The organism is Brachybacterium sp. B718/18, from assembly GCF_055454375.1.
Genome location: NZ_JBVDDO010000010.1, coordinates 1 through 20,962, shown reverse-complemented (window position 1 = coordinate 20,962; position 20,962 = coordinate 1). Strand labels below are relative to the sequence as shown.

The window sequence follows — 20,962 nt, the reverse complement described above, 5'->3', positions numbered from 1 at the left end:
CCGGTGAGCACGCCCGCGAACGATCCCGGCCGCCGCCTGATCCGCTCCCTCTCGGAGCGGTCCCGCGGGGAGGGATGGGAGTCACCCGAGGGCGACCTCGCCAAGTACCGCTCGCGCTGGCGCTCGGCGCTGCGCTTCGTGCTGCAGCGGGGCGTGTTCCGCCTCGTGGTCCGCTCGGCGATCACGCCCAGCACCGTCGTGCACCGCCGCGTGAAGACGGTCCGCGGGCCTTTCGTGCTGGTCGCGAACCACTCCAGCCACACCGATGCGCCGATGCTCGCCCAGGGCCTGCCCTGGGCGCAGGCGCGCTTCCTCTCCACCGGCGTCGCCGCGGACTACTTCTTCCGGGTCTGGTACCGGCGGTTCTTCGTCCGCGCGCTGTTCAACGCCTTCCCCATCGACCGTGACGGCTCGCGGAAGAACTCCGGCTTCTCGCGCCGCCTGCTGCGCTCGGGGGTGCCGATCCTGGTCTTCCCCGAGGGCGGGCGCCAGCAGACCGGCCGCATGGCCGACTTCAAGCCCGGCGGGGCCGCGCTCGCGATCTCCGTCGGCGTGCCCGTGATCCCCGCCGCGATGGTCGGCGCCCACGAGGCCATGCCCAAGGGCCGCAGCTGGCCCCTGCCCGGACGCCCGCCCGTCGGCGTGGTGTTCGGGGAGCCGATGCTCGCCGAGGAGGGCGAGTCGGCCGTCGGGTTCATGGGGCGCATCCGCGAGCGGGTGCAGACCCTGTACGACGAGAACTACGAGACGATCCTGGGGCGCCCGCTGCCGGGGGACGAGGAGTCCGCATGAGCAACACCACCGCCGCCGACGTCAAGCGTCACAAGTGGTGGGGGTGGGGGCTCGACGACGTCTCCTTCTCCGTCGAGAACCGTCCTGCCTTCGTCGAGCTCGCCCGGCGCGAGGTCGGCGTCGACCTGATCCACGCCCCGGCCGTCGCCGAGCCGGATCTCTCCGCCTTCGACGTCCCCGCCTCCCGCCTGCCGGAGCCGGCCCGCGAGGCGCTGATCGCCGCGCTCGGCGAGACCGAGGTGCGCACCGACGACGAGTTCCGCGTGCTGCACTCCTTCGGCCGCTCCCTGCCGGACCTCTTCCGCGTGCGCACCGGTGACTTCGGGCGCCTCGTCGACGCGATCGTCTACCCCGGCAGCGAGGAGGACATCGCCGCGGTGCTGCGCATCGTCCTCGAGCAGGACCTGGTGCTGATCCCCTACGGCGGCGGCTCCTGCATCTCCGGCTCCGTCACCCCGGACCTCGCCGAAGAGCGCCCGGTGGTGACCATGAACCTGGGTCGGATGAACCGGATCCTCGAGATCGACGACACCTCGGGCCTGGCCCGCATCCAGCCGGGCATGTACGGCCCGGACATGGAGGAGCAGCTGCAGGAGAAGGGCTGGACCGTCGGCCACTTCCCGGACTCCTTCACCTACTCGACCGTCGGCGGCTGGGCCGCGACCCGCTCCTCGGGCATGCAGTCCGACAAGTACGGGGACATCGAGGACATCGTGCGGGGCCTGCGCATGGTCCACCCCGACGGCGTCGCCGTCACCAAGCCCATCCCGGGCCGCGACTCGGGGCCCAGCGTGCACGAGATGATCCTCGGCTCGGAAGGGCGCCTCGGCGTGATCAGCGAGGTCACGGTGCAGGTGCACCGCCGCACCCCGGTCCGCCAGGTGATCGGCTACATGTATCCCGACTGGGAGCACGGCATCCGCGGGATGCACGCGATCGCGCGCAACACGGACGTCTCCCCGACCTTCACCCGTCTCTCCGACGGGCCGGAGACCAAGTTCTCCCTCGCCCTGTCGAGCAAGACCCCCACCACGACGAAGGCGAAGGTCTCCGCCAAGGTGCAGGACGGCATCTTCGCCTACCTCCGCTCGCAGGGCTGGGACACCTCCGAGGAGATGTGCCTGAGCTACGTCTGCTTCGAGGGGTCCAAGGCGTCCGTCGAGCAGCAGAAGGCGATCGTGAAGAAGATCGTCAAGGCCAACGGCGGCGTGACCCTCGGGGCGAGCGTCGGCAAGGTGTACGACCAGAAGAAGTTCGACACCCCCTACCTGCGCGACTTCCTGCTGAACCACCGCGTCTTCGGCGACGTCTGCGACACCGGTGCGACCTGGGGCTCGATCAACGAGGTCCACTCGAAGGTCTACGAGGCCTTCGAGCGGACCCAGGCAGAGCAGGACCTGCCCGGCTTCATGTTCTGCCACATGTCGCACAGCTACCACGCCGGGGCCTGCCTCTACTTCACGTTCGCCTTCCCGTACTCCTCCGAGGAGCAGGCGCTCGAGCAGTACTACCGGGCCAAGAGCGCGGTGCAGCAGACCTTCGTGGACCTCGGCTCGACCGTCTCCCACCATCACGCCGTGGGGATCGAGCACCGGCCGTGGATCGAGCAGGATCTCGGACCCGTCGGCCGGAAGATGGTCGAGGGTCTCTTCGCCGCCACCGACCCGGGACGGAACCTGAACCCGGGCAAGGTCGTCGAGGGCTGAGGACCCCGTGGGCGAGGTGCACGTGCTGCGGCACGGGGAGTCGACCGCGAACGTCGAGGGCGTGATCGTCTCCCTGCCGGGGACGCGCGCCCTGCAGGACGTGGGGCTGACCCCGCGCGGTCGGTTCCAGGTGCACGAGTGCGCCGCGGAGGCTCGAGCGGCCGGGTTCGACGCCTCCACGATCGTGGTCACGAGCGACTTCGCACGCGCCCGGGAGACCGCCGAGGTGTTCGCGGCCACGCTCGGCGCGGGGGCTCCGCGGGTGGACGAGCGCCTGCGCGAGCGCGGCTTCGGCGTCCACGACGAGGGTCCGACGGCGGCCTATGAGGCCGTGTGGGCGCTCGACGCCGCGCGCGCGGAGCAGAGCGGCTCCGTCGAGCCGGTCCAGTCCGTCGCGTCACGGGTCGGCGAGGCGCTCCGCGCGGCCGACGAGCTCGCCGCCGACGGCTACGGCCACCGCGTGGTGCTCGTCGCGCACGGCGACGTGCTGCAGATTGCGCTCGCGCTCGGGGCCGGCCGGGACCCGCACGAGCACCGCGACCAGCCGCACCTGGTCAACGCCGAGCTGCGCCGTCTGGGTCCTGCCCGACCGTCCGTCGGAGGAGTCGCGTGAACCAGCCCCGCGGGGACCAGCTGATCCTCACCCTCCGCGGCGACGGCGCGTCGACGCGCGCCCTGCTCGCAGACTTCTTCACGGGCCGCGGCTGGACCCTCGCGCGCGAGGACGGCACGCGGATCGACTACGAGCGGGGCAGCCGCGGACGCACCATCCTGCTCGGCGCCCTCGCGGGCGGGGCCTTCCACCTCACGGCCCAGCTCGAGGTGCGCGAGGGCGACCATGCGACGGACGTGGTGTACCGCTGGGGCCCGGGGGCGGGCCTGGTGCTCGGCGGGACGATGGGCCGCCAGCGGGCGATGCGCGTCCACGGCGAGACCGCGCAGGCTCTCCGCGAGCGGACCGAACGCGACGGCCTGCTCGAGCGCTCCCGCACCAGCTGAGCGCGGGGAAGAGGGGCAGGTTCCCTCGCCGTTGAGGGAACCTGCGGACGACCATAACCCAGCGGATATGAGGCGTCGGTCACGCCTTGGTCACGGTTCCTCTACCTCCTGGTAACCCGCCGGCGGTCGCGCCGATCGGGTGATGATGACGCGGCGATCCTCTGCTGACGCGCGCCCTCCGCGCCCCTACGATGGGCCGGACCGAACGCGCCGGGAACGTTCCCGACGCGGAGCACAGACCTCTGGAGGACTGGAATGACGGCGAGCAAGGATGCGCCGCTGCGCATCACCGTGTACGGCGAGAACCGCCACGAGAAGGTCGACCCCCGGGTGCAGGAGATCTATCCCGAGGGCATGCACACCACCATCGCGCAGGGCCTCACCCGGGTGCTCGCCGAGGACGGCGTCGCCGCCGAGGTGCGCATCGCCCTGCTCGACGACATCGAGGAGTCCCTCTCCGAGGAGGTCCTCGCCGAGACCGACGTGCTGACCTGGTGGGGGCACATGGCGCACGAGGACGTGCCCGACGCGGTCGTCGAGCGCGTCGTGCGCCGCGTCCACGAGGGCATGGGCCTGCTGCCCCTGCACTCCGCCCACTACTCGAAGGTATTCAAGGCCCTCATGGGCACCACCTGCAACCTGCTGTGGCGCAACGAGGGCGAGGAGGAGCGGGTGTGGACCGTCAACGGCTCCCACCCGATCGCCCGCGGAGTCCCGCATCCCCTGATCGTCCCCGCCCAGGAGATGTACGGCGAGATGTTCGACATCCCCGCCCCGGACGAGCTCGTGTTCGTCAGCTCCTTCACGGGCGGCGAGGTGTTCCGCTCGGGCTGCGTCTTCCGTCGCGGCAAGGGCAAGGTGTTCTACTTCAGCCCCGGCGACCAGGAGTACCCCGTCTACCACCAGGCGGAGATCCAGCGGGTGCTCGCCAACGCCGCGGTGTGGGCGCGCCCCGAGGAGCGCGAGGCCGCGCCGATCAAGATCGCCAACGCCCCCCGCGACTGGTTCCGCGGCGACGAGGCCGAGGGAGTCACGCGTGTCATCTGATCTCCGCACCGCTCCGGCCCCCAACATCGCCGATCCGAACGCCGCGCTCGCCGGCGCCGGTGACGCCGCCCCGCTGCGGGCCGTCGTCGTCGGCGCCGGTGGGATGGGGCAGTGGTGGTCCCGGGTGATCGCCGCCAGCCCCGTCACCGAGCTGGTGGGCGTCGCCGACCTCTCCGAGGGCCTCCCGGAGAAGGCGATCGCCCAGTCGGGCGTCGCCGACCCGTCGGCCGTGGCCGTCGGCACCGACGGGGTCGACCTCGCCGTCGAGCTGGGCGCGGAGATCCTCATCAACCCGACGGTGCCGGTCGCCCACCATCCGGTGACCGTCAAGGCCCTCCACGCCGGGATCCCGGTGCTCGGCGAGAAGCCGGTCACCGAGACCCTGCCGGAGGCGCTGAGCCTGATGGCGCATGCGGAGCTGACCGGGGTGCCGTTCATGGTGTCCCAGTCGCGGCGCTTCTTCCCACAGGTGCGGGAGCTCAAGCGCTTCGTCTCGGCTCACGGTCCGACGGCCCTGACCAGCGCCTTCTTCTCCCTGTTCACGGAGATGGAGGGCTTCCGCCGCACCCAGCAGCATCCGCTGCTGCGCGACATGGGCATCCACGCCTTCGACACGGCTCGTTACATCACGGGGACCGATCCGGTCGCGGTCACCGCGATCGGCGCGAGCCCGCAGTGGAGCGTGTACGCCGGGGACGCGACCGTGACCTGCACCTTCGAGATGGCCGACGGGGAGGGCACCAGCTCGCTCTTCGTCTACAACGGCTCGTGGAACGCGCGCGGGCTGCCGACCTTCTGGAACAGCGAGTGGCGGATCGGGGCCGAGCACGGCTCGGCCACCTGGGACGGCCGCGGCACCCCGCAGCTGGGCACCGAGGACGAGGCGGAGACCGCCGCGCTGCAGACCGCGATCGACCAGGCGATGCAGACCCCGGAGCCGGACCAGATCGACGCCTCGATCATCGAGTTCGTGACCTCCCTGCGCGAGGGCCGGACGCCGATGTGCGCGGTGCACGAGAACATCCTCAGCTTCGCGATGGTCGAGGCCGCGGTGGCCTCGGTCGAGCGAGGCGGGCGGGTCGTGGTCGACGATCTGCTCGAAGAGGCCGGCACCGAGGCGATCGCCGCGGAGGCGGACCCCGAGGCGCGGGAGATCCTGCAGGGCTGGGGCTCCGTGCGGGAGGCGATCGCCGCCCGCCGCTGAGTCAGGGGAGGGGCTCAGCGGGCCCTGTCGAGGGCGGCCTCGTCGCGCGAGGCCGCCTCGAGGGCTTCCGCTTCGGCATCGAGCGCGGCGCGGTCGCGCAGGTGGGCGCGGATCGACCAGGTGACGGCCGCGGCCCAGACGACGGCCACGGCGATCAGCGCCGCCGTGACGACGGCGGGGGCGGCGCCGACGAGGTCGCTGCGCAGGATGGTGCGCGTGTTGGTCAGCACGATCACGCCGCCGACGGCGGAGCCGAGCACCCGCGGCGGCACGAGGCGCACCAGCCAGGCCGCGATCGGGGCGGCGATCAGGCCGCCCACGAGCAGGGCCAGGACCCAGGCCAGGTCGATGCCCGCGGTGCCGAGGCCGATGAGGAAGCCGAGCGAGGCGGCGACCGAGACCACGAACTCGCTGGTGTCGATCGAGCCGACCACCTTGCGCGGCTCGATGCGGCCGCTCGCGAGCAGCGCGGGAGTGCCGACGGGCCCCCAGCCGCCGCCGCCCGTCGCGTCCATGAAGCCGGCGACGAGACCCAGCGGGGTGAGGAAGCGGCGGCGCAGGGGCTTGCCCAGGTTGCGCCGGTCGATGCCCTTGACGGTGAAGCGCAGCAGCACGTAGACGCCGAGGGCGAGCAGGATGCCGCTCATGAGCGGAGCGGCGACCTCGGTGGAGAGGTTCGCGAGGAAGGTCGCGCCGAGGAAGGCTCCGATCCCGCCCGGCAGCGCGATGCGCCGCACGACCTTCCAGTCCACGTTGCCGAAGCGCCAGTGCGAGGCGCCCGAGGCGAGGGTGGTGCCGATCTCGGCCAGGTGCACGGTCGCGGAGGCGGAGGCGGGGTTGGTGCCGATCGCGAGGAGCAGCGTGGTGGAGGTGACCCCGTAGGCCATGCCCAGGCTGCCGTCGACGAGCTGGGCCGCGAGGCCGACCAGGGCGAGCAGGACGAGTCGTCTCATGTCGCGACTCCTTCCGGGAGGGATGCGGACCGTCCGCACGAAGGAAGTTAATCCGACCGGAATGGTCGGAATCAAGTCCCCCGGTCATCGTGAGACATATGGGGTACTCGAAGCGGAGCTTATGCGCTCAGCGGTTCTGCCACGCCTCCTCGGCGGCGGTCAGCGCACGGACCGAGCGCGGCAGCTCATGCGCCACGAGGTCGGCGAGGGTGACCTGCTCGAGGACGTTGCGCACGCTCGCCCGCAGGGCGACCCAGACCTCGGGGAGGTCCTCGGCGGGGCCGGTGTACTCGAGCTGGTGCGGGCGCTCCCCGCGTACGTACACGAGGGGGCCGTCGACCGCCCGGATCACGTCGGCCACGGTGATCTCGGCGGCGGGACGGGCCAGCACGTAGCCGCCGCCTGCACCGCGACGACTGGTGACCAGGCCCTGGCGGCGCAGATCCCCGAGGATCCCCTCGAGGAAGCGGGCGGGCACGTCCTGGGCGAGGGCGAGGGCGTCCGCGGCGGTGGTGCGGCCGTCCGCCGCGGCGGCGAGCTGCGCGGCGGCGCGCACCGCATAGTCGGCCTTGGCCGAGATCCTCATGGCGGCCCCTCCTCCGGTCGGGGGAGCCCGACGACGGGTCGACGTGCGATCGACGAACGGGAAGAGCCCCGGCCCGACTCTCGTCGGACCGGGGCTCCCGTGGTGCGCCCGGAGGGATTCGAACCCCCAACCTTCTGATCCGTAGTCAGATGCTCTATCCGTTAAGCTACGGGCGCCTGCCGGTCAAACCGACCTCACCGATACTAGTACCTCGGCTGGTCGGACGCCAATCCGCGACCCATGACCCTGCTCACACGAGCGCGGGAGGTCCGGCGGCGCACCGGCCCCGGACTCACCAACCCGGGTTCTGGTTCTGGCCGGAATGCGGGTTCTGGCCGGGCTGCTGGTTCCACGGCTGCTGACCCTGTTGACCCTGCTGGCCCTGCTGACCCGGCTGGCCCCAGGGCTGCTGCGGCTGCTGCGGCGCGGGCGGGGCGAGGGGCGGCGAGGACTGGCCCCACTGCTGGCCCTGGCCCTGCTGCGGGGCCGGGGGCGGGGACTGCCCGAAGGCGGGGCTCTGCGGCGCCGACGGGGCCATCGGGGCGGCCGGGACGCCGCCGTAGCCGCCGGGGGCGCCCGGGGTGCCGGAGCCACCCTTCTTGCGGCTGCGCATCACGAAGAAGATGACTGCGGCGATCGCCAGCAGCAGCAGGAAGCCGAGCACGACCACGACGATGACGATGATCAGCCAGCCGAAGCCGCCGCCGGCCTCGGCGGTGATGTCCACGCCCTGGGTGAAGTCGATGACGTCGGTGTAGGTGACGGTGTTGCCGTCGATCGTCCCGCCGCGGGACTCGATGACGTCGCCGGGGAAGGTGAAGGAGACGCGGAACTCGAAGTCGTCGATCGCATCGCCGAACACCAGCTCGAGGTCCTCCTGGGAGAGCCCCGCGGAGTCGCCCATGTCGATCGTCAGGTGGATCTCGCCGTCCTCCTCGGTCACGGAGAACTCGGAGCCCAGCTGGGACATGTCCACCGGGCCCGAGGCGCGGCAGCCCCACAGGCCGTCCTCCTCGTACGCCTCGACCTCGACGGCCTCGGCGCCGGGGGCGAACTCGCCCTCCTCGGTGTCCGCGCACATCTCCTCGGCGGAGGAGTAGGTGCCCTCGAGATAGGTCGGATCGACCGCCATGTCGAAGCTGAGCGTCATGCTCTCGGCCGAGGAGACCTCGAAGTCGGCGGTAAAGCGGCCGCAGCCGGCCAGCACCAGCAGCAACGGCAGGACGAGGACGGCTGCCAGACGGCGCCGCACCGAGTTGGTGGTCATGGTCTCCCCCGGGGATCATGCGGTGTGCAGGTCAGCGCCCACCGTGATGTGGGGCACTCGCACAGGATACCCGTCGGGGGATCGCCGCGGGCGAGCGGCGGGAGCAGGGACCGGCAGGCAGGAGCCCGGGCCGGGCGCCGGAGAGGGCTACTTCCAGAACATGAACATGCCGCCGCCGACCATCAGCGCGCCGAAGCCCACCGCGAGGTTCCAGTCGCCGATCGGCAGGGGCAGCTGCCCCGAGGTCAGGTAGAAGGTGACCAGGTAGCACAGCCCCAGCAGCAGGAAGGTGAGGGCGGCCGGCACCAGCCAGCGCGGGTTCTGGGTGACCGTGGCGACGCGGCGCGGGCCGCGCCGGCTCTCCTGGGCCGCGGCCTTCTTCGCGCCGGTGCGGGTGGAGTCCTTCGCCTTCTCGGCGACCTCGCCGCCGCGGGGGCGGTCGGTGGAGCTCTTCGCGCCCGCCCTCTTCGTGTCGGCGGCCTTCTTCGCCCCCGCCTTCTTCCCCGCGGCGCCCTTCGTCGAGACTAAGTCCTTGCCGCCGGCGCGGGAGGGGCCGTCCTTCGCGCTCTTCGCGCCCGGGAAGCTCTTCGCGCTCTTCTGGTCCGCGGCGTCCTTCCCGTCCGAGGGCTCGGCGGCGTCCGGCTCGTCCGTCTGCGGCAGCTCATCGAGCTCGTCGAGATCAGTCTCCTCCGCCGGGGACTCCGCGGGGACGGCCTTCGCCGTGCTCGCGGGGCGCCTCCTCGCGGACTTCCCGCGGACGGACGACTTCCTCGTGCTCCTGGCCATGAAAACGGTGCTCCTCGGGGCGGCCGGACGCGCGGCGCTCCGCGCGGGTCCACAGGTGCGGACTGTGGCCTAGGGTAATGGTGGTTCACCGAGGGCGCGACGCGAGGAGGGGCCCATGGCGCAGGACGCGGACGGGGACGGCCCGAACCCGACCAGGCGCACCCCCCGCCCCGGGCGGCTCGGCGTCGCCCTGGTCATGGTGCTGTGCGGGGTGCTCTTCGCGACCACCGGCCGGCTCTCGGGCGGCGGCTCGATCCGCGACGAGTCCGGGGACGTCGCCGGGGTGCTGCGTGAGCGAGGACGCACCATCGAGCGGCTCACCGAGGACAACGCGGACAAGCGCGCCGAGATCGAGTCCCTGCGCGAGGACTCGGGCGGCGCCTCCGTGCAGCAGCGCACCGAGCGGGTCGGCGACGCCGTCGGCCTCAGCGAGGTGTCCGGACCGGCCCTGCGCATCACCCTCACCGACGCCCCCGAGGGGGCGATCGGCACCCGGGAGGGACTGGAGCCGGACGATCTCGTGGTCCACCAGCAGGACATGGAGGCGTACATCAACGCGCTCTGGGCCGGCGGGGCGGAGGCGATGATGCTGCAGGACCAGAGGGTGGTCAACGGATCCGCCTTCCGCTGCGCGGGCAATACGCTCCTGCTCGAGGGGCGCGTCTACTCGCCGCCCTTCGTGATCACCGTGATCGGACCGACCGACCAGATGCTCGCGGCCCTCGAGCAGGCGCCCGGGGTGCAGGTGTACCGGGAGTGGGTGGACTACGTGGGCCTCGGCGAGAAGGTCGAGACCCTCGAGACCGCGACCCTCCCGGCCTTCGAGGGGTCCCTCACGCTCGACTCGGCGAGAGCAGGCTGAATGACCCGCGGGACCCATCGCGCGCCCCGCCGCCGCGGCGGTGCCGCCTCGACCGTGGTCGGCGTGCTCGGCGAACTGCTGCTCACCGCCGGGGCGCTGCTGGCCCTGTTCCTTCTCTGGCAGCTGTGGTGGACCGACGTCCTCGCCGGCCGCGAGCAGGACGGCATCCTCACGGGCCTCGAGGAGCAGTGGGGCGGGGTCGACCAGCAGCAGATCGCGCCGCGCCAGGAGGGCCCGCCGCCGGTCCCCGCGACGCCCGCGGACACGATGGTCTTCGGTGCCCTGCACGTGCCGGCCTTCGACCGCGAGAGCGTCCCGCTCGCCGAGGGCGTGAGCCTCGAGGAGGTGCTCAACGTCAAGGGCGTGGGCCACTACCCCGAGACCGCGCTGCCCGGCCAGGTCGGGAACTTCTCCGTCGCAGGCCACCGCAACACCTACGGTCGCCCCCTCGAGGACATCGCCCGCCTCGAGGTCGGCGACCCGATCGTGGTGGAGACGGAGGAGGCGTTCTACGTCTACGAGGTCATCGAGACCCTGGTCGTGGACCCCTCGCAGGTCGAGGTGATCGCGCCCGTGCCGGGCAGCCCCGGCGAGGATCCCACGCAGGCGATGCTCACCCTCACCGCCTGCCACCCGATGTTCTCCGCGCGGGAGCGCTACATCGTGCACGCCGAGTTCGCGTACTGGACCGATCGCGCCGACGGGATCCCCGAAGCGCTCGCCGAGGAGAGCTGATGTACGCCGCCCTGTTCCGCTTGCTGCCCGGCCCGCTGTGGCTGCGCATCGTGCTCGCCGTGCTGACCCTGCTGGGGATCGTCGCGGTGCTCTTCACCTGGGTGTTCCCGGCGCTCGCCCCGTACCTGCCGTTCAACGACGGGCTGGTCGGGGCCGCACCCGGCTCCTGATCCCGGAGTTCAGCCAGCGGTCATCAGGGGCTTCAGGCCCGCCGAGCGTTCGGCGGCGTCGCGGCCGTCGCACAGCTCGAGGAAGCGCCCCAGCATCAGGTGCCCGTTCTCGGTGAGCACCGACTCGGGATGGAACTGCACCCCGTGCAGAGGCAGCTCGCGATGGGCGAGGCCCATGATCATCCCGTCGGCCGTGCGGGCGGTGACCTCGAGGACCTCCGGCACCGACTCCGGCACCACGGTGAGCGAGTGGTAACGAGTCGCGGTCATCGGCGAGGGGGCGCCTGCGAAGACGCTGCGACCCTCATGGGTGAGTTCGCTCGTGCGGCCGTGCATCAGCTGCGGCGCATGGTCGACGGTGCCGCCGAAGTACTGGCCGAGCGCCTGGTGGCCGAGGCACACGCCGAGCATCGGCACGGCACCCGCGGCGCAGGCGCCGATCACGTCGAGGGCGCGGCCCGCGGTGCTGGGCGTGCCCGGGCCGGGGGAGACGAGCACCCCGTCGAAGCCCGTGAGGTCCACCGAGCCGTCCGGCCCCTCGGGCACCTCGTCGTTGCGGACCACGACGGTCTCGGCGCCCATCTGCTGCAGGTAGCCGACGATCGTGTAGACGAAGCTGTCGTAATTGTCGATCACCAGTACGCGCGCGGCGCGCGCACCCTCAGCCGCCATTGCCGGCTCCGTTCCCGTTGCCGTTCTCATTCCCGTTCCCGTTGCCGTTGCCGTTGCCGTTCTCATTGCCGTTGCCGTTGCCGTTGACGTTGCCGTTGCCGGCCGACGGCTCGGTGGTCGGATCCGTCGTGGGCGTCTCCGTCGGCGTCGGCGTCGGCGTCTCGGTCGGCGTCTCGGTCGGCGTGGGCGTCGGCTCCGGGCCGGAGGAGACCACGATGACGATGGTCGTGCCTCGGTCCGCCTCCTCGTTCGCGCCCGGCTCGGTGCGGATCACCTGGCCCTCGGCGACCGAGTCCGAGGCCTCCACGGTCCGCGAAGTCCCGAAGCCCTGATCTTCGAGCAGCGTCTTCGCGTCCTCGTAGCTGCGACCCGTCACGTTCGGGACGGTCGCCGGCCCGGGGGCCTCCGCGATCACGAGCGCCACGGTCGATCCGACGGGGGCCTTGCCGTTCGAGGGCGGGGTCTGCGAGACAACGGTCCCGGCCGTCGCCTCGGCATCGACGCGGGTGGTGGAGTCGACCTCGAAGCCGCTGCTCTCGAGGCGCGTGGTGGCGTCCTCGAGGGTCAGCCCGCTCACGTCGGGGACGGTGAACTCGCCGGTCGCGACGGTGACCTCGATCGTGTCGCCGCGCTGAGCGGTGGAGCCGGCCTGCGGCGAGCTGCGGGTGATCTGCCCGGCCTCGCGCTCGGCGTCGTCCTCCTCGCCGGCGACCGTGAGGGTCAGACCCAGCGGCTCGAGCGCCGTGGTCGCCTCCTCCTCGGTCATGCCGGAGAGGTCGGGGACCTCGACCGCCTCGGGGCCCGCGGAGACGTTCACCGTCACCGTCGAGCCGACCTCGACCTCCCGTCCGGCGGGCGGATCGGTGTCGATGGCCAGCCCCTCCTCGACGTCCTCGGACTCGGTCGGCGAGAACTTCGCCTCCAGCCCCACCTCGTCGAGCGCGCTGCGCGCCTCGTCCTCGGTGGAGCCGGCCACGTCGGGTACGGGCACCATCTCGGGCCCCGCGGGCTCGCGGGGCATCAGGAACCAGGCGGCGGCGCCGATCACGGCGAGGGCCGCGACGATCAGCAGCGCGATCAGCCACCAGGGGCGGCGCCGGCGCTCGTCCTCGGCGACGGCGGTGCCCTGCCCCGTCGGCGGACCCTGACGCACCGGGGCGTGCTGGCCCGTGGACCAGCTGGTCGCCCCGAGCACGCCGGTCATCGCCGCGGCCGGGATCGCCTCGGTCGCATCGTCGACCGGGCTGAGCACCGTCGTCGTCTCGCCGTCGGCGCCCGTCGGCACCGCACCGCCCACCAGGGCGGGGGCGCGACCGGCCACGACCGCGGCGATGTCGCGGGAGAAGGCCACCGCGCTCGGGTAGCGCTGTTCGCGGTCCTTGGCCAGGCCCGTGAGGATCACCGCGTCCAGTGCGGGGGTGATCGCCGGGTTCAGGGCCGACGGCGGCTGCGGCTGCTCGCGGACGTGCTGGTAGGCGATCGAGACGGGGGTGTCGCCGGTGAACGGCGGGCGGCCCGTCAGCATCTCGAACATGACGCACGCGGCGGAGTAGATGTCGGAGCGGGCGTCGACCAGCTGGCCGCGCGCCTGCTCGGGGGAGAGGTACTGGGCGGTGCCCATGACGGCCTGGGTCGCGGTCATCGCGCTGGTGGCGTCGGCGATCGCGCGGGCGATGCCGAAGTCCATCACCTTCACCTGGCCGGAGTCGGTGATCATCACGTTGCCGGGCTTGATGTCGCGGTGCACGATGCCGGCGCGGTGCGAGTACTCGAGCGCGCTGAGCAGCGCCGCCATGATCTCCCCGGCGCGGTGCGCGTCCATCGGCTGCTCGGGGGAGATGTGCTCGCGCAGGGTCGTGCCGTGCACGTACTCCATGACGATGTACGGGATCGAGATCTCGGCCCCCGTCACGGTGGTCTGCTTCTCCTCGCCCGTGTCGTACACGGCGACGATCGAGGGGTGGTTCAGCGAGGCGGCGCTGTGCGCCTCCCGCCGGAACCGCTCCTGGAAGCTCTCATCGCGCGCCAGATCGGAGCGCAGCACCTTCACGGCGACCGTGCGGTGCAGTCGGGTGTCCTCCGCGAGGAACACCTCGGCCATGCCACCGTTCCCCAGGATCCTCCCCAGGGTGTAGCGGCCGCCCAGGACCACCTTCTCTTCGCTCACAGAACACCTGACCTCGTGCCGTGGTCCTCCACGGCTGATCCGACCATCGTAGTTGCTGACAGTTGTCCGCTCGTCATCGGTCCGGCACCGTCGCCGGCCCCCGTCCCTGCCGCGCCGAGCTCGCCGAGGGGCAGCAGCCCGAGCCCCGCGGCGACCGCCCCGGCGATCACCACCACCAGCAGCACCAGCAGGATCAGGCCGGGCACCGAGAACGGGCCGAGCCGGCGACCGGTCGAGGTGCCGCGGGTGGTCCGCCCGGAGGCGGCGGTGTCCACCGCGTCGAAGGAGCCCGCCGTGAACGCCCGGTCCGCGCCGCGCAGCGCCGGATCCGCCGCGGGGCGGGGCTCCGACGGGACGGGGGAGGGCGAAGCCGCCGAGCGGACCGTGGCGGCCGAGCGCGAGCGCGGGGCGCCGCCCGCGGAGCTCGCCGAGACCCCCGAGGGGGCCGACCGGGCCGACGGACCGGAGCGGTGCCGGATCCCGCGGCCGCGACCTGACATGGGCAGCGGCATCGCCGCGGTGCGGGTCGGCCCGCCGGAGGCGCCGCCGGAGCCCTCGCCGTCCCGGCGCTGCAGGGCGTTCTCCCCGGTCCAGTCGTGGTCCTCGACCCGGGTGACGGGGATCGCGCCGGTCGTGAAGCGGGGCTCGACGCCGCGCTGGATCGCCTCGAGGATCCGGGCGACCGCCGCCGCCGAGCGGGGCCGGTTCGCGGGCGCCTTTGCGAGCGACATCATCACCAGCTTGCGCAGATCGGCGCCGACGGAGTCCGGCAGCTCCTTCGGCTGCTGCTTGACCTGCGCCATCGCGATCTCCACCTGGCTCGAGCCGGTGAAGGGGCGGTGGCCGACCAGCATCTCGTAGGCCACGATCCCGAGCGCGTAGATGTCCGAGAGCGAGGTGGCCTGCTTGCCCATCGCCTGCTCGGGGGAGAGGTACTGGGCGGTGCCCATCACCAGCCCGGTCTTGGTCAGGCGGGCCTGGTCCTTGCTGCGGGCGATGCCGAAGTCGGTGATCTTCACGGCCCAGTCGCGCGTCTCGTCCACGAGCACGTTCTCGGGCTTCACGTCGCGGTGCACGACGCCCTTGGAGTGCGCGGCGTCCAGCGCCCGGGCCAGGTCGATCAGCACCGAGATGACCCGCTTCTCGGGCAGGCCCCCCGTGTTCTCCTCGATGATGTCCGAGAGCGGTCGGCCGGGGCAGAGCTCCATGACGATGTAGGCGCGGCCGTCGAGCTCGCCGTAGTCGTAGAGCGCCGCGATCGCGTCGTGCGAGAGCGCGGCGGTGTGCCGGGCCTCGGCGCGGAATCGCTTGAGGAAGCCCTCGTCGCCCGCGTACTCCTCGCGCAGCACCTTCACCGCGACCTCGCGGTCGAGCTCGCGGTCGAGGCCCTTCCACACCTGGCCCATGCCGCCGGTCGCGATCAGCGAGGTCAGCTCGTAACGTCCCTCGAGCACCAGCCCCGGTTCGGTCCTCATCCTCGGATCACCGCCTCCATCACGTCCTGGGCGATCGGCGCCGCCGTGCGCGAGCCGTATCCGCCCTCCTCGACGACGACGGCCACCGCCACCTGGCGGCCGTCGACCTTCGCATAGCCCACGAACCACGAGTGCGGATCGCGGTCCTCGCCCCACTCGGCGGTGCCCGTCTTGCCGCCCACCTCGACGCCGTCGATCGCGGCGGCCGTGCCGGTGCCGTCCTCGACCACGCCCACCATCATCTGGCGCATCTGCGCGGCGTTCGCGGCGGTCAGCGGCTGGCCCAGCTCCTGCGGGGTCAGCTCGGAGACCGTGGAGAGGTCCGCGGTGCGCACCGACTCCACCAGCTGCGGCTGCATGACCACGCCGTCGTTGGCGACGCCGGCCGCGACCATCGCCATCTGCAGCGGGGTCACCCGGGTCTCGAACTGGCCGATCGAGGTGGTCGCGAGCTGGGCGTCGTCGAGCTCCTCGCCGAGGGTCGACGGGGTCACCGAGAGCGGGATCTCGAGCCGCTGCCCGAAGCCGAACTCCTCGGCGGTCTCGCGCAGCTGCTGCTCGCCCACGGCGATGCCCAGCTGGGCGAAGGAGGTGTTGCACGACTGGCGCAGCGCCTCGGCGAGGCTCGAGCGGTCCTCGGGGCCGCAGGGGTCCTGACGGCCGCCCGAGAAGTTGTTCATCACCGAGGAGGAGTTCGGCAGGGTGAAGCTGCCCGGACCGGGGATCACCGTGTCCGCGGTGTACTCGCCGGACTCCAGCGCGGCGGCCGCGACCACCAGCTTGAAGGCGGAACCGGGCGGGTACAGGTCACCGGCGATCGCGCGGTTGGTCAGCGGGCGGTCGGGGTCGTCGTTGAGCGCCGCCCAGGCCTCCTGCACCGAGCCGCCGGCATGGGAGGCCAGCTCGTTGGGGTCGAAGCTCGGGGAGGAGACCAGGGCGAGCACTGCGCCGGTGGACGGGTCGATCGCCGCGACCGCGCCGCGGCGCCCGTCGAGCGCGTCCCACGCGGCCTGCTGGGCGCCGGCGTCGAGGGTCAGCTCGACGGTCGCGCCCTGGCCGTCGCGGCCCGAGAGGATGTCCGCGATGCGGTGGTAGAAGAGCGAGTCGGCGGAGCCGGTGAGGGTGTCGTTGAGGCTCCGCTCGAGACCCGTGTACCCGTAGATCACCGAGTAGTAGCCGGTGACCGGGGCGTACATCGCGCCCGGATCGTAGGTGCGCAGATAGCGGTAGTTGTCGTCGGACTCGAGGGACGTCGCGATCGCGGTGCCGTCCACGACGATCGCGCCGCGGTGCCGGCCGAACTCGCTGTACTGGGTGCGGCGGTTGTTCGCATTGTCGTTCAGCCGGTCCTGGGCGATCACCTGGAAGTAGGTGGTCGAGGTGAACAGCAGCATGAAGAGCACGCCGACGACGAGCCACACGTGGCGCAGGGGCTTGTTCATGCGCTCGCCTCCGCCTCGCGGCGGGCGGGCGGCGCCGCGGCGCCGGGCACCTGGCGGGCGGCGGGCCGACGGGCCGCGTCCGAGAGCCGCACCAGGATCCCCGCGATGATCCAGTTGCACACCAGCGAGCTGCCGCCCGCGGCGAGGAAGGGCAGGGTCAGACCGGTCAGCGGGATCACCCGGGTGAGCCCGCCGACGACCACGAAGACCTGCAGCGCGAGGACGAAGCCGAGCCCGCCGGCGAGGAGGGTGCCGAAGCCGTCGGAGATGCCGACGGCGGCGCGCAGCGCCCGCTGCACGAGCAGCAGGTACAGCAGCAGCAGGGCGAAGGAGCCCACCATGCCCATCTCCTCCGCGAAGGAGGTGAAGACGAAGTCGGACTCCGCATGGGGGACCACGTCGGGCCGCCCCTCCCCGAGCCCGGTGCCGAACAGGCCGCCGTTGGCCAAGCCGAACAGGCCCTGGCCGATCTGCTCGCAGCTGGGGAAGTTCTCCCGCGAGAGCGGGTCGAGCCAGCAGGTGATGCGGGTCTGCACGTGCGACATCTGGGTCGCGGCGAAGACCGCGGGCGGGAGGAACATGACCGCGCCGATCACGAGCCAGCTGAGCCGGTCCGTGGCGACGTAGAGCATCGCCACGAACAGGCCGAAGAACATCAGCGAGGTGCCGAGGTCGGTCTGGAAGACCAGCACGGCCATGGCGAAGCCCCAGGCCACGAGGATCGGTCCGAAGTCCGACCAACGGGGGAGCTGGATGCCGAGCACCTTCGGGCCCGCGAGCGCGAGGGTGTCGCGTCGGGAGACCAGGTAGCCGGCGAAGAAGATCGCGAAGGCGATCTTGGCGAGCTCGGCGGGCTGGAAGCTGTACCCGGCGATGTTGATCCAGATCTTCGAGCCGTTGCGGGAGTCGCCGATCACGGGGGCCAGCGGCAGCAGCAGCAGGATCGCGCCGACGACGGCGCTGATCCAGGTGTAGCGGCGCAGCGGGCGGTGGTCGCGCAGCAGCACGAGGACGGCGATGCACAGGGCGACGCCGATGATCGCCCACAGCATCTGCCGGTCGGCGCTCGCCGAGGTGCGGATCCCGTAGATGTCGTTGGCCGCGTGGACGCTCTCGATCACGGTGATGCCCAGCAGGTTCAGCAGCACCACGATCGGCAGGATCACCGGATCCGCGTAGGGGGCGCGCCACATGACGGCGACCTGGAGGAGCACGATCAGCACGCCCGTGCCGATCGCCACGGTCGCGAGGTGCTCGGGCAGCTGCTCGTAGCGGCCCAGCGCCACGAGGGAGTAGGCGCCCAGACCGATCGCCGCCGCGAGCACCAGGAGCAGCGCCTGGGTGAGGCGACGCGGGTGCGCGGTGTACGAGACGATCGTGGCCACTACGAGGTCCCGCCGTCGGAGGCCCCGCCCGCGTCGCTCGCACCGCCGCCGTCGGAGGGGGCCGGAGCCGGGACCGGCAGCGGGGCGTCGGCCGCGGCGGCCGCCTCGAGCCGCTCGACGATGCGGTCGGCGTCCTCCCGGTCATCGGCGGAGATGGTGGCCTCGACCTGTTCCCGGGTGATCTGGGGCAGGTCCTCGAGGGCGATGTCGGTGACCTCGAGCGGCTCGGACAGCGAGATCGGCCCGAGGTCCTGGGCGATCCCCTGGTAGATCACGACATGGGTGCCGTTGGTGCCCACGTAGAACTGGCGCTGGCTCCAGGCGTAGCCGGCGCCGAGCGCCCCGCCGATCAGGGCGAGGAGCAGGATCACTGCGGCGAGGGCCGGCCAGGGGCTGCGCCGCGGCGGCTCCTCCTCGCTGAAGTCCTCGTCCTCGTAGGGGATGTCCGGGGACTCGCGGGTCAGGGCCGCGGCCTTCGCGGCGGGGCCGGAGGCGCTCGTCGGGGCGTGCCGGTTCCGCGCCGCCGAACCCACGATCTGCGGGGTCGTCGACGGGGCCGCGGCCCCGCGGGGCAGGTCGTCCAGGTCGACCACGTCCGCGATGATGCAGGTGATGTTGTCCGGTCCGCCGCCCTTGAGGGCCAGCTGCACGAGCTCGTCGGCGCACTCGCCCGGGTCCTCGATCGCCTTGAGGGTCGCGTCGATGGTGTCGAGGGAGACGAGGCCCGAGAGCCCGTCGGAGCAGAGCATCCAGCGGTCCCCGGGATGGGCCGGGCGCAGGGAGAGGTCCAGCTCCGGCTCCGCGTCGACGTCGCCGAGCACGCGCATCAGCACCGAGCGCTGCGGATGGCGCTCGGCCTCGTCCTCGGTGAGGCGGCCCTCGTCGAGCAGGCGCTGGACGAAGGTGTGGTCCTTGGTGACCTGCACCGTCTCCTCGTCCCGCAGCAGATAGGCGCGGGAGTCCCCGATGTGGGCCAGGGCGAACTTGCCCTCGGCCCGCAGCAGGGCGGTGATGGTGGTGCCGAGGCCGCGCAGCTGCGGCTCGTCCCGGGCGCGGCGCAGGATCTCCTGGTTCGCGTCGAGCACCGTCTCCTCGAGGGAGGCGACGATGTCGGAGGCGGGGGTGTCGGAATCGAGGCGGGCGAGGCGGCCGATCGCGACCGAGGAGGCGACGTCCCCGCCGGCGTGACCGCCCATGCCGTCGGCCACCACCAGCAGGTGGCTGCCGGCGTAGCCGGAGTCCTGGTTGTTGGAGCGGACGAGGCCCACATCGGAGCGGGCGGCGTAGCGCAGGGCGATGCTCATCGCGGTCCTCGTCTCAGCTCGATCTCGGTGCGGCCGATCCGCACCTGGGCGCCCGGGCGGAAGGGGACGGCGCCCTCGATGCGCCGGCCCGAGACCAGGGTGCCGTTGGTGGACCCGAGGTCCTCGACCATCCACTCGCCCTCCCGCTGGAACACGCGAGCGTGCCGGTTGGAGGCGTAGTCGTCGTCGAGCACCAGGGTGCACTCGGGGGCGCGGCCGATCAGGATCGGGGTCGAGCCCAGGGTCAGGGAGGTGCCGCGCAGCGGACCGGCCGTGACCACCATGGCCGCCTGGGTGACCTCGGGATCGGTGCGTGCGCTGCCGTCGGCGCCCGTGCGGGCGGACGGATCGGCGGGCAGGGTGCTCGCGGGGCGCTGGTCCCGGCGCGGGTCCTTGCTCGACCGGGTCACGACGGTGGTGCCGAAGAGGTCGTTGCGCAGCACCAGCACGACCGCGACGACGAACAGCCACAGCGCCAGGACCAGGCCCAGGCGCAGCGCGATCAGGGTCAGTTCGCTCATCGGCCGCTCACCACTGGGCCTGACCGGCCGCGGGGAGCAGCACGGTCAGCCGGGTGCGCCCGATCTTCAGCAGCGACCGGTCGTGGAGGGTGACGGGCGTGCGGATCCGCTCGCCGTCGACGAAGGTGCCGTTCGTCGAGCCGAGGTCCGTCGCCACGAGGGCGCCGTCGACATCGGCCCGCAGCTCGAGGTGGTGCCGGGAGACGCCGGTGTCCTCGAGGATGATGTCCGCGTCGCCCCCGCGCCCGATCACGGTGACCGGCCCGGTGAGCAGGTACTGCTGGCCGTCGATCTCGATGATCGGGTTGCCGCCCGAGGCGGACTGCGCGGCGCCGGTCGCAGGCGCGACGGAGCCCCGTTCGGTGCGGGACTCGGTCTCGAAGCGGCCCGCACGGACCTCGTCGTCGCGCTCGAGGTCCACCGAGACCGCACCCACGAACATGTAACGCTGCTTGTCGGCGTGCTCCATGACCACCCGCTGCAGCTCGTCGAGCAGGGTGTCCTGCCACGAGTCGAAGCGGTCGTAGTCCTGGGAGTGGAGGTAGACCGTGTAGACGTTGGGGGCGAGGGTCCGGGTGCGGTCGAGCACCTGGATCTGGTCGTCGCACTCGCGCTTGAGCCCCTGCGCGAGGTCGAGCGGCTTCAGCTGCCCGCCGCCGCGCGAGAACACGCTCGTCACGCCGCGGTCGAGGCCGCGCTCGATCCGATCCAAGATCCCCACGGTGGTCCTTCGCTGTCCAGTCGGTCGCCCCAGGATGAGGGGCCGGTCGCCCTCCCGATCGTAGCGCGCGACCTGGTCACCGGACCGCCCCCGGCGCGGCGAGGCGGCGAGGGATTCGTGCAGGAGGCGTGAAAAGAGGGGCCCGTCGCGCGACGGGCCCCTCCCTTC

Annotated in this window: 21 protein-coding genes and 1 tRNA gene; 9 read left to right on the top strand and 13 right to left on the bottom strand. The window is 72.3% G+C overall.

Annotated elements, in window-relative coordinates; translation table 11 throughout:
• Nucleotides 1-3 precede the first annotated feature (3 nt).
• From ACZCAH_RS13350 to ACZCAH_RS13325, 6 genes are all read left to right on the top strand, one after another.
• Nucleotides 4-792: a lysophospholipid acyltransferase family protein gene (locus ACZCAH_RS13350; RefSeq protein ID WP_464341539.1), complete on the top strand. Its 789-nt coding sequence runs from the start codon at nt 4-6 to the stop codon at nt 790-792.
• Nucleotides 789-2,498, top strand: a complete 1,710-nt coding sequence (locus ACZCAH_RS13345; protein WP_464341538.1) for an FAD-binding oxidoreductase — start codon at nt 789-791, stop codon at nt 2,496-2,498. Before ACZCAH_RS13350 ends, ACZCAH_RS13345 begins: the two co-directional genes overlap by 4 nt.
• Before the next feature lie 7 nt (nt 2,499-2,505).
• Nucleotides 2,506-3,111 (top strand): histidine phosphatase family protein, encoded by a 606-nt coding sequence (locus ACZCAH_RS13340; protein ID WP_464341537.1) that lies wholly within the window; start codon nt 2,506-2,508, stop codon nt 3,109-3,111.
• Nucleotides 3,108-3,497, top strand: coding sequence for a hypothetical protein (locus ACZCAH_RS13335; RefSeq protein ID WP_464341536.1), 390 nt, complete (start codon nt 3,108-3,110; stop codon nt 3,495-3,497). Before ACZCAH_RS13340 ends, ACZCAH_RS13335 begins: the two co-directional genes overlap by 4 nt.
• Nucleotides 3,498-3,752: 255 nt before the next feature.
• Nucleotides 3,753-4,544 (top strand): ThuA domain-containing protein, encoded by a 792-nt coding sequence (locus ACZCAH_RS13330; RefSeq protein ID WP_464341535.1) that lies wholly within the window; start codon nt 3,753-3,755, stop codon nt 4,542-4,544.
• Nucleotides 4,534-5,748 carry a Gfo/Idh/MocA family protein gene (locus tag ACZCAH_RS13325; protein WP_464341534.1) on the top strand — a complete coding sequence of 405 codons (1,215 nt, stop codon included), beginning with the start codon at nt 4,534-4,536 and terminating at the stop codon, nt 5,746-5,748. Before ACZCAH_RS13330 ends, ACZCAH_RS13325 begins: the two co-directional genes overlap by 11 nt.
• Before the next feature lie 14 nt (nt 5,749-5,762).
• On the opposite strand, the gene ACZCAH_RS13320 is transcribed toward ACZCAH_RS13325, so the two are convergent.
• From ACZCAH_RS13320 to ACZCAH_RS13300, 5 genes are all read right to left on the bottom strand, one after another.
• The gene (locus ACZCAH_RS13320; RefSeq protein WP_464341533.1) at nt 5,763-6,701 is read right to left on the bottom strand and encodes a sulfite exporter TauE/SafE family protein; all 939 of its coding nucleotides are present in this window, start codon (nt 6,699-6,701) and stop codon (nt 5,763-5,765) included.
• Between the two features lie 127 nt (nt 6,702-6,828).
• Nucleotides 6,829-7,287 carry an RrF2 family transcriptional regulator gene (locus ACZCAH_RS13315; protein WP_464341532.1) on the bottom strand — a complete coding sequence of 153 codons (459 nt, stop codon included), beginning with the start codon at nt 7,285-7,287 and terminating at the stop codon, nt 6,829-6,831.
• Between the two features lie 100 nt (nt 7,288-7,387).
• Nucleotides 7,388-7,463: transfer RNA gene (locus tag ACZCAH_RS13310), tRNA-Arg, on the bottom strand.
• 116 nt (nt 7,464-7,579) lie between these two features.
• Nucleotides 7,580-8,554, bottom strand: coding sequence for an LppM family (lipo)protein (locus ACZCAH_RS13305; protein ID WP_464341531.1), 975 nt, complete (start codon nt 8,552-8,554; stop codon nt 7,580-7,582).
• A gap of 147 nt (nt 8,555-8,701) precedes the next feature.
• On the bottom strand, nt 8,702-9,340 hold the full coding sequence (locus ACZCAH_RS13300) for a cell division protein CrgA (protein ID WP_464341530.1): 639 nt from the start codon (nt 9,338-9,340) through the stop codon (nt 8,702-8,704).
• Between the two features lie 115 nt (nt 9,341-9,455).
• On the opposite strand from ACZCAH_RS13300, the gene ACZCAH_RS13295 reads away from it, so the two are divergent.
• The 3 genes from ACZCAH_RS13295 to ACZCAH_RS13285 are packed head-to-tail and all read left to right on the top strand — an operon-like array spanning nt 9,456 to nt 11,107.
• The gene (locus ACZCAH_RS13295) at nt 9,456-10,202 is read left to right on the top strand and encodes a DUF881 domain-containing protein (protein WP_464341529.1); all 747 of its coding nucleotides are present in this window, start codon (nt 9,456-9,458) and stop codon (nt 10,200-10,202) included.
• Nucleotides 10,203-10,937 (top strand): class E sortase, encoded by a 735-nt coding sequence (locus ACZCAH_RS13290; RefSeq protein ID WP_464341528.1) that lies wholly within the window; start codon nt 10,203-10,205, stop codon nt 10,935-10,937.
• A complete protein-coding gene (locus ACZCAH_RS13285) occupies nt 10,937-11,107 on the top strand; it encodes a hypothetical protein (RefSeq protein WP_464341527.1) in 171 nt (56 codons plus the stop codon). Before ACZCAH_RS13290 ends, ACZCAH_RS13285 begins: the two co-directional genes overlap by 1 nt.
• A gap of 9 nt (nt 11,108-11,116) precedes the next feature.
• On the opposite strand, the gene ACZCAH_RS13280 is transcribed toward ACZCAH_RS13285, so the two are convergent.
• Genes ACZCAH_RS13280 through ACZCAH_RS13245 form a run of 8 tightly spaced genes read right to left on the bottom strand, consistent with a single transcriptional unit; the run spans nt 11,117 to nt 20,794 of the window.
• Nucleotides 11,117-11,779, bottom strand: a complete 663-nt coding sequence (locus tag ACZCAH_RS13280) for an anthranilate synthase component II (RefSeq protein WP_464341526.1) — start codon at nt 11,777-11,779, stop codon at nt 11,117-11,119.
• Entirely contained in the window at nt 11,769-13,946 is a 2,178-nt protein-coding gene (pknB, locus tag ACZCAH_RS13275; RefSeq protein ID WP_464341525.1) for a Stk1 family PASTA domain-containing Ser/Thr kinase, read from the bottom strand. Before pknB ends, ACZCAH_RS13280 begins: the two co-directional genes overlap by 11 nt.
• Nucleotides 13,943-15,421: a serine/threonine-protein kinase gene (locus ACZCAH_RS13270; protein ID WP_464341524.1), complete on the bottom strand. Its 1,479-nt coding sequence runs from the start codon at nt 15,419-15,421 to the stop codon at nt 13,943-13,945. Before ACZCAH_RS13270 ends, pknB begins: the two co-directional genes overlap by 4 nt.
• Nucleotides 15,418-16,863, bottom strand: a complete 1,446-nt coding sequence (locus ACZCAH_RS13265; RefSeq protein ID WP_464341523.1) for a peptidoglycan D,D-transpeptidase FtsI family protein — start codon at nt 16,861-16,863, stop codon at nt 15,418-15,420. Before ACZCAH_RS13265 ends, ACZCAH_RS13270 begins: the two co-directional genes overlap by 4 nt.
• Nucleotides 16,860-18,248: an FtsW/RodA/SpoVE family cell cycle protein gene (locus ACZCAH_RS13260; RefSeq protein ID WP_464341522.1), complete on the bottom strand. Its 1,389-nt coding sequence runs from the start codon at nt 18,246-18,248 to the stop codon at nt 16,860-16,862. The genes ACZCAH_RS13265 and ACZCAH_RS13260 overlap by 4 nt, the downstream gene beginning before the upstream one ends.
• Complete coding sequence (locus ACZCAH_RS13255; RefSeq protein ID WP_464341521.1) at nt 18,248-19,552, bottom strand: PP2C family protein-serine/threonine phosphatase; 1,305 nt, start codon at nt 19,550-19,552, stop codon at nt 18,248-18,250. Before ACZCAH_RS13255 ends, ACZCAH_RS13260 begins: the two co-directional genes overlap by 1 nt.
• Nucleotides 19,549-20,073, bottom strand: coding sequence for an FHA domain-containing protein FhaB/FipA (locus ACZCAH_RS13250; protein ID WP_464341520.1), 525 nt, complete (start codon nt 20,071-20,073; stop codon nt 19,549-19,551). Before ACZCAH_RS13250 ends, ACZCAH_RS13255 begins: the two co-directional genes overlap by 4 nt.
• 7 nt (nt 20,074-20,080) lie before the next feature.
• A complete protein-coding gene (locus ACZCAH_RS13245; RefSeq protein ID WP_464341519.1) occupies nt 20,081-20,794 on the bottom strand; it encodes an FhaA domain-containing protein in 714 nt (237 codons plus the stop codon).
• Nucleotides 20,795-20,962 lie beyond the last annotated feature (168 nt).

Coding starts and splice junctions, on each gene's coding strand:
- ACZCAH_RS13345 (WP_464341538.1), top strand. CDS start 789: ATGAGCAACACCACCGCCGCCGACGTCAAGCGTCACAAGTGGTGGGGG.
- ACZCAH_RS13320 (WP_464341533.1), bottom strand. CDS start 6,701: ATGAGACGACTCGTCCTGCTCGCCCTGGTCGGCCTCGCGGCCCAGCTC.
- ACZCAH_RS13290 (WP_464341528.1), top strand. CDS start 10,203: ATGACCCGCGGGACCCATCGCGCGCCCCGCCGCCGCGGCGGTGCCGCC.
- ACZCAH_RS13305 (WP_464341531.1), bottom strand. CDS start 8,554: ATGACCACCAACTCGGTGCGGCGCCGTCTGGCAGCCGTCCTCGTCCTG.
- ACZCAH_RS13330 (WP_464341535.1), top strand. CDS start 3,753: ATGACGGCGAGCAAGGATGCGCCGCTGCGCATCACCGTGTACGGCGAG.
- ACZCAH_RS13295 (WP_464341529.1), top strand. CDS start 9,456: ATGGCGCAGGACGCGGACGGGGACGGCCCGAACCCGACCAGGCGCACC.
- ACZCAH_RS13265 (WP_464341523.1), bottom strand. CDS start 16,863: ATGAACAAGCCCCTGCGCCACGTGTGGCTCGTCGTCGGCGTGCTCTTC.
- ACZCAH_RS13255 (WP_464341521.1), bottom strand. CDS start 19,552: ATGAGCATCGCCCTGCGCTACGCCGCCCGCTCCGATGTGGGCCTCGTC.
- ACZCAH_RS13280 (WP_464341526.1), bottom strand. CDS start 11,779: ATGGCGGCTGAGGGTGCGCGCGCCGCGCGCGTACTGGTGATCGACAAT.
- ACZCAH_RS13300 (WP_464341530.1), bottom strand. CDS start 9,340: ATGGCCAGGAGCACGAGGAAGTCGTCCGTCCGCGGGAAGTCCGCGAGG.
- ACZCAH_RS13270 (WP_464341524.1), bottom strand. CDS start 15,421: ATGAGGACCGAACCGGGGCTGGTGCTCGAGGGACGTTACGAGCTGACC.
- ACZCAH_RS13285 (WP_464341527.1), top strand. CDS start 10,937: ATGTACGCCGCCCTGTTCCGCTTGCTGCCCGGCCCGCTGTGGCTGCGC.
- ACZCAH_RS13250 (WP_464341520.1), bottom strand. CDS start 20,073: ATGAGCGAACTGACCCTGATCGCGCTGCGCCTGGGCCTGGTCCTGGCG.
- ACZCAH_RS13315 (WP_464341532.1), bottom strand. CDS start 7,287: ATGAGGATCTCGGCCAAGGCCGACTATGCGGTGCGCGCCGCCGCGCAG.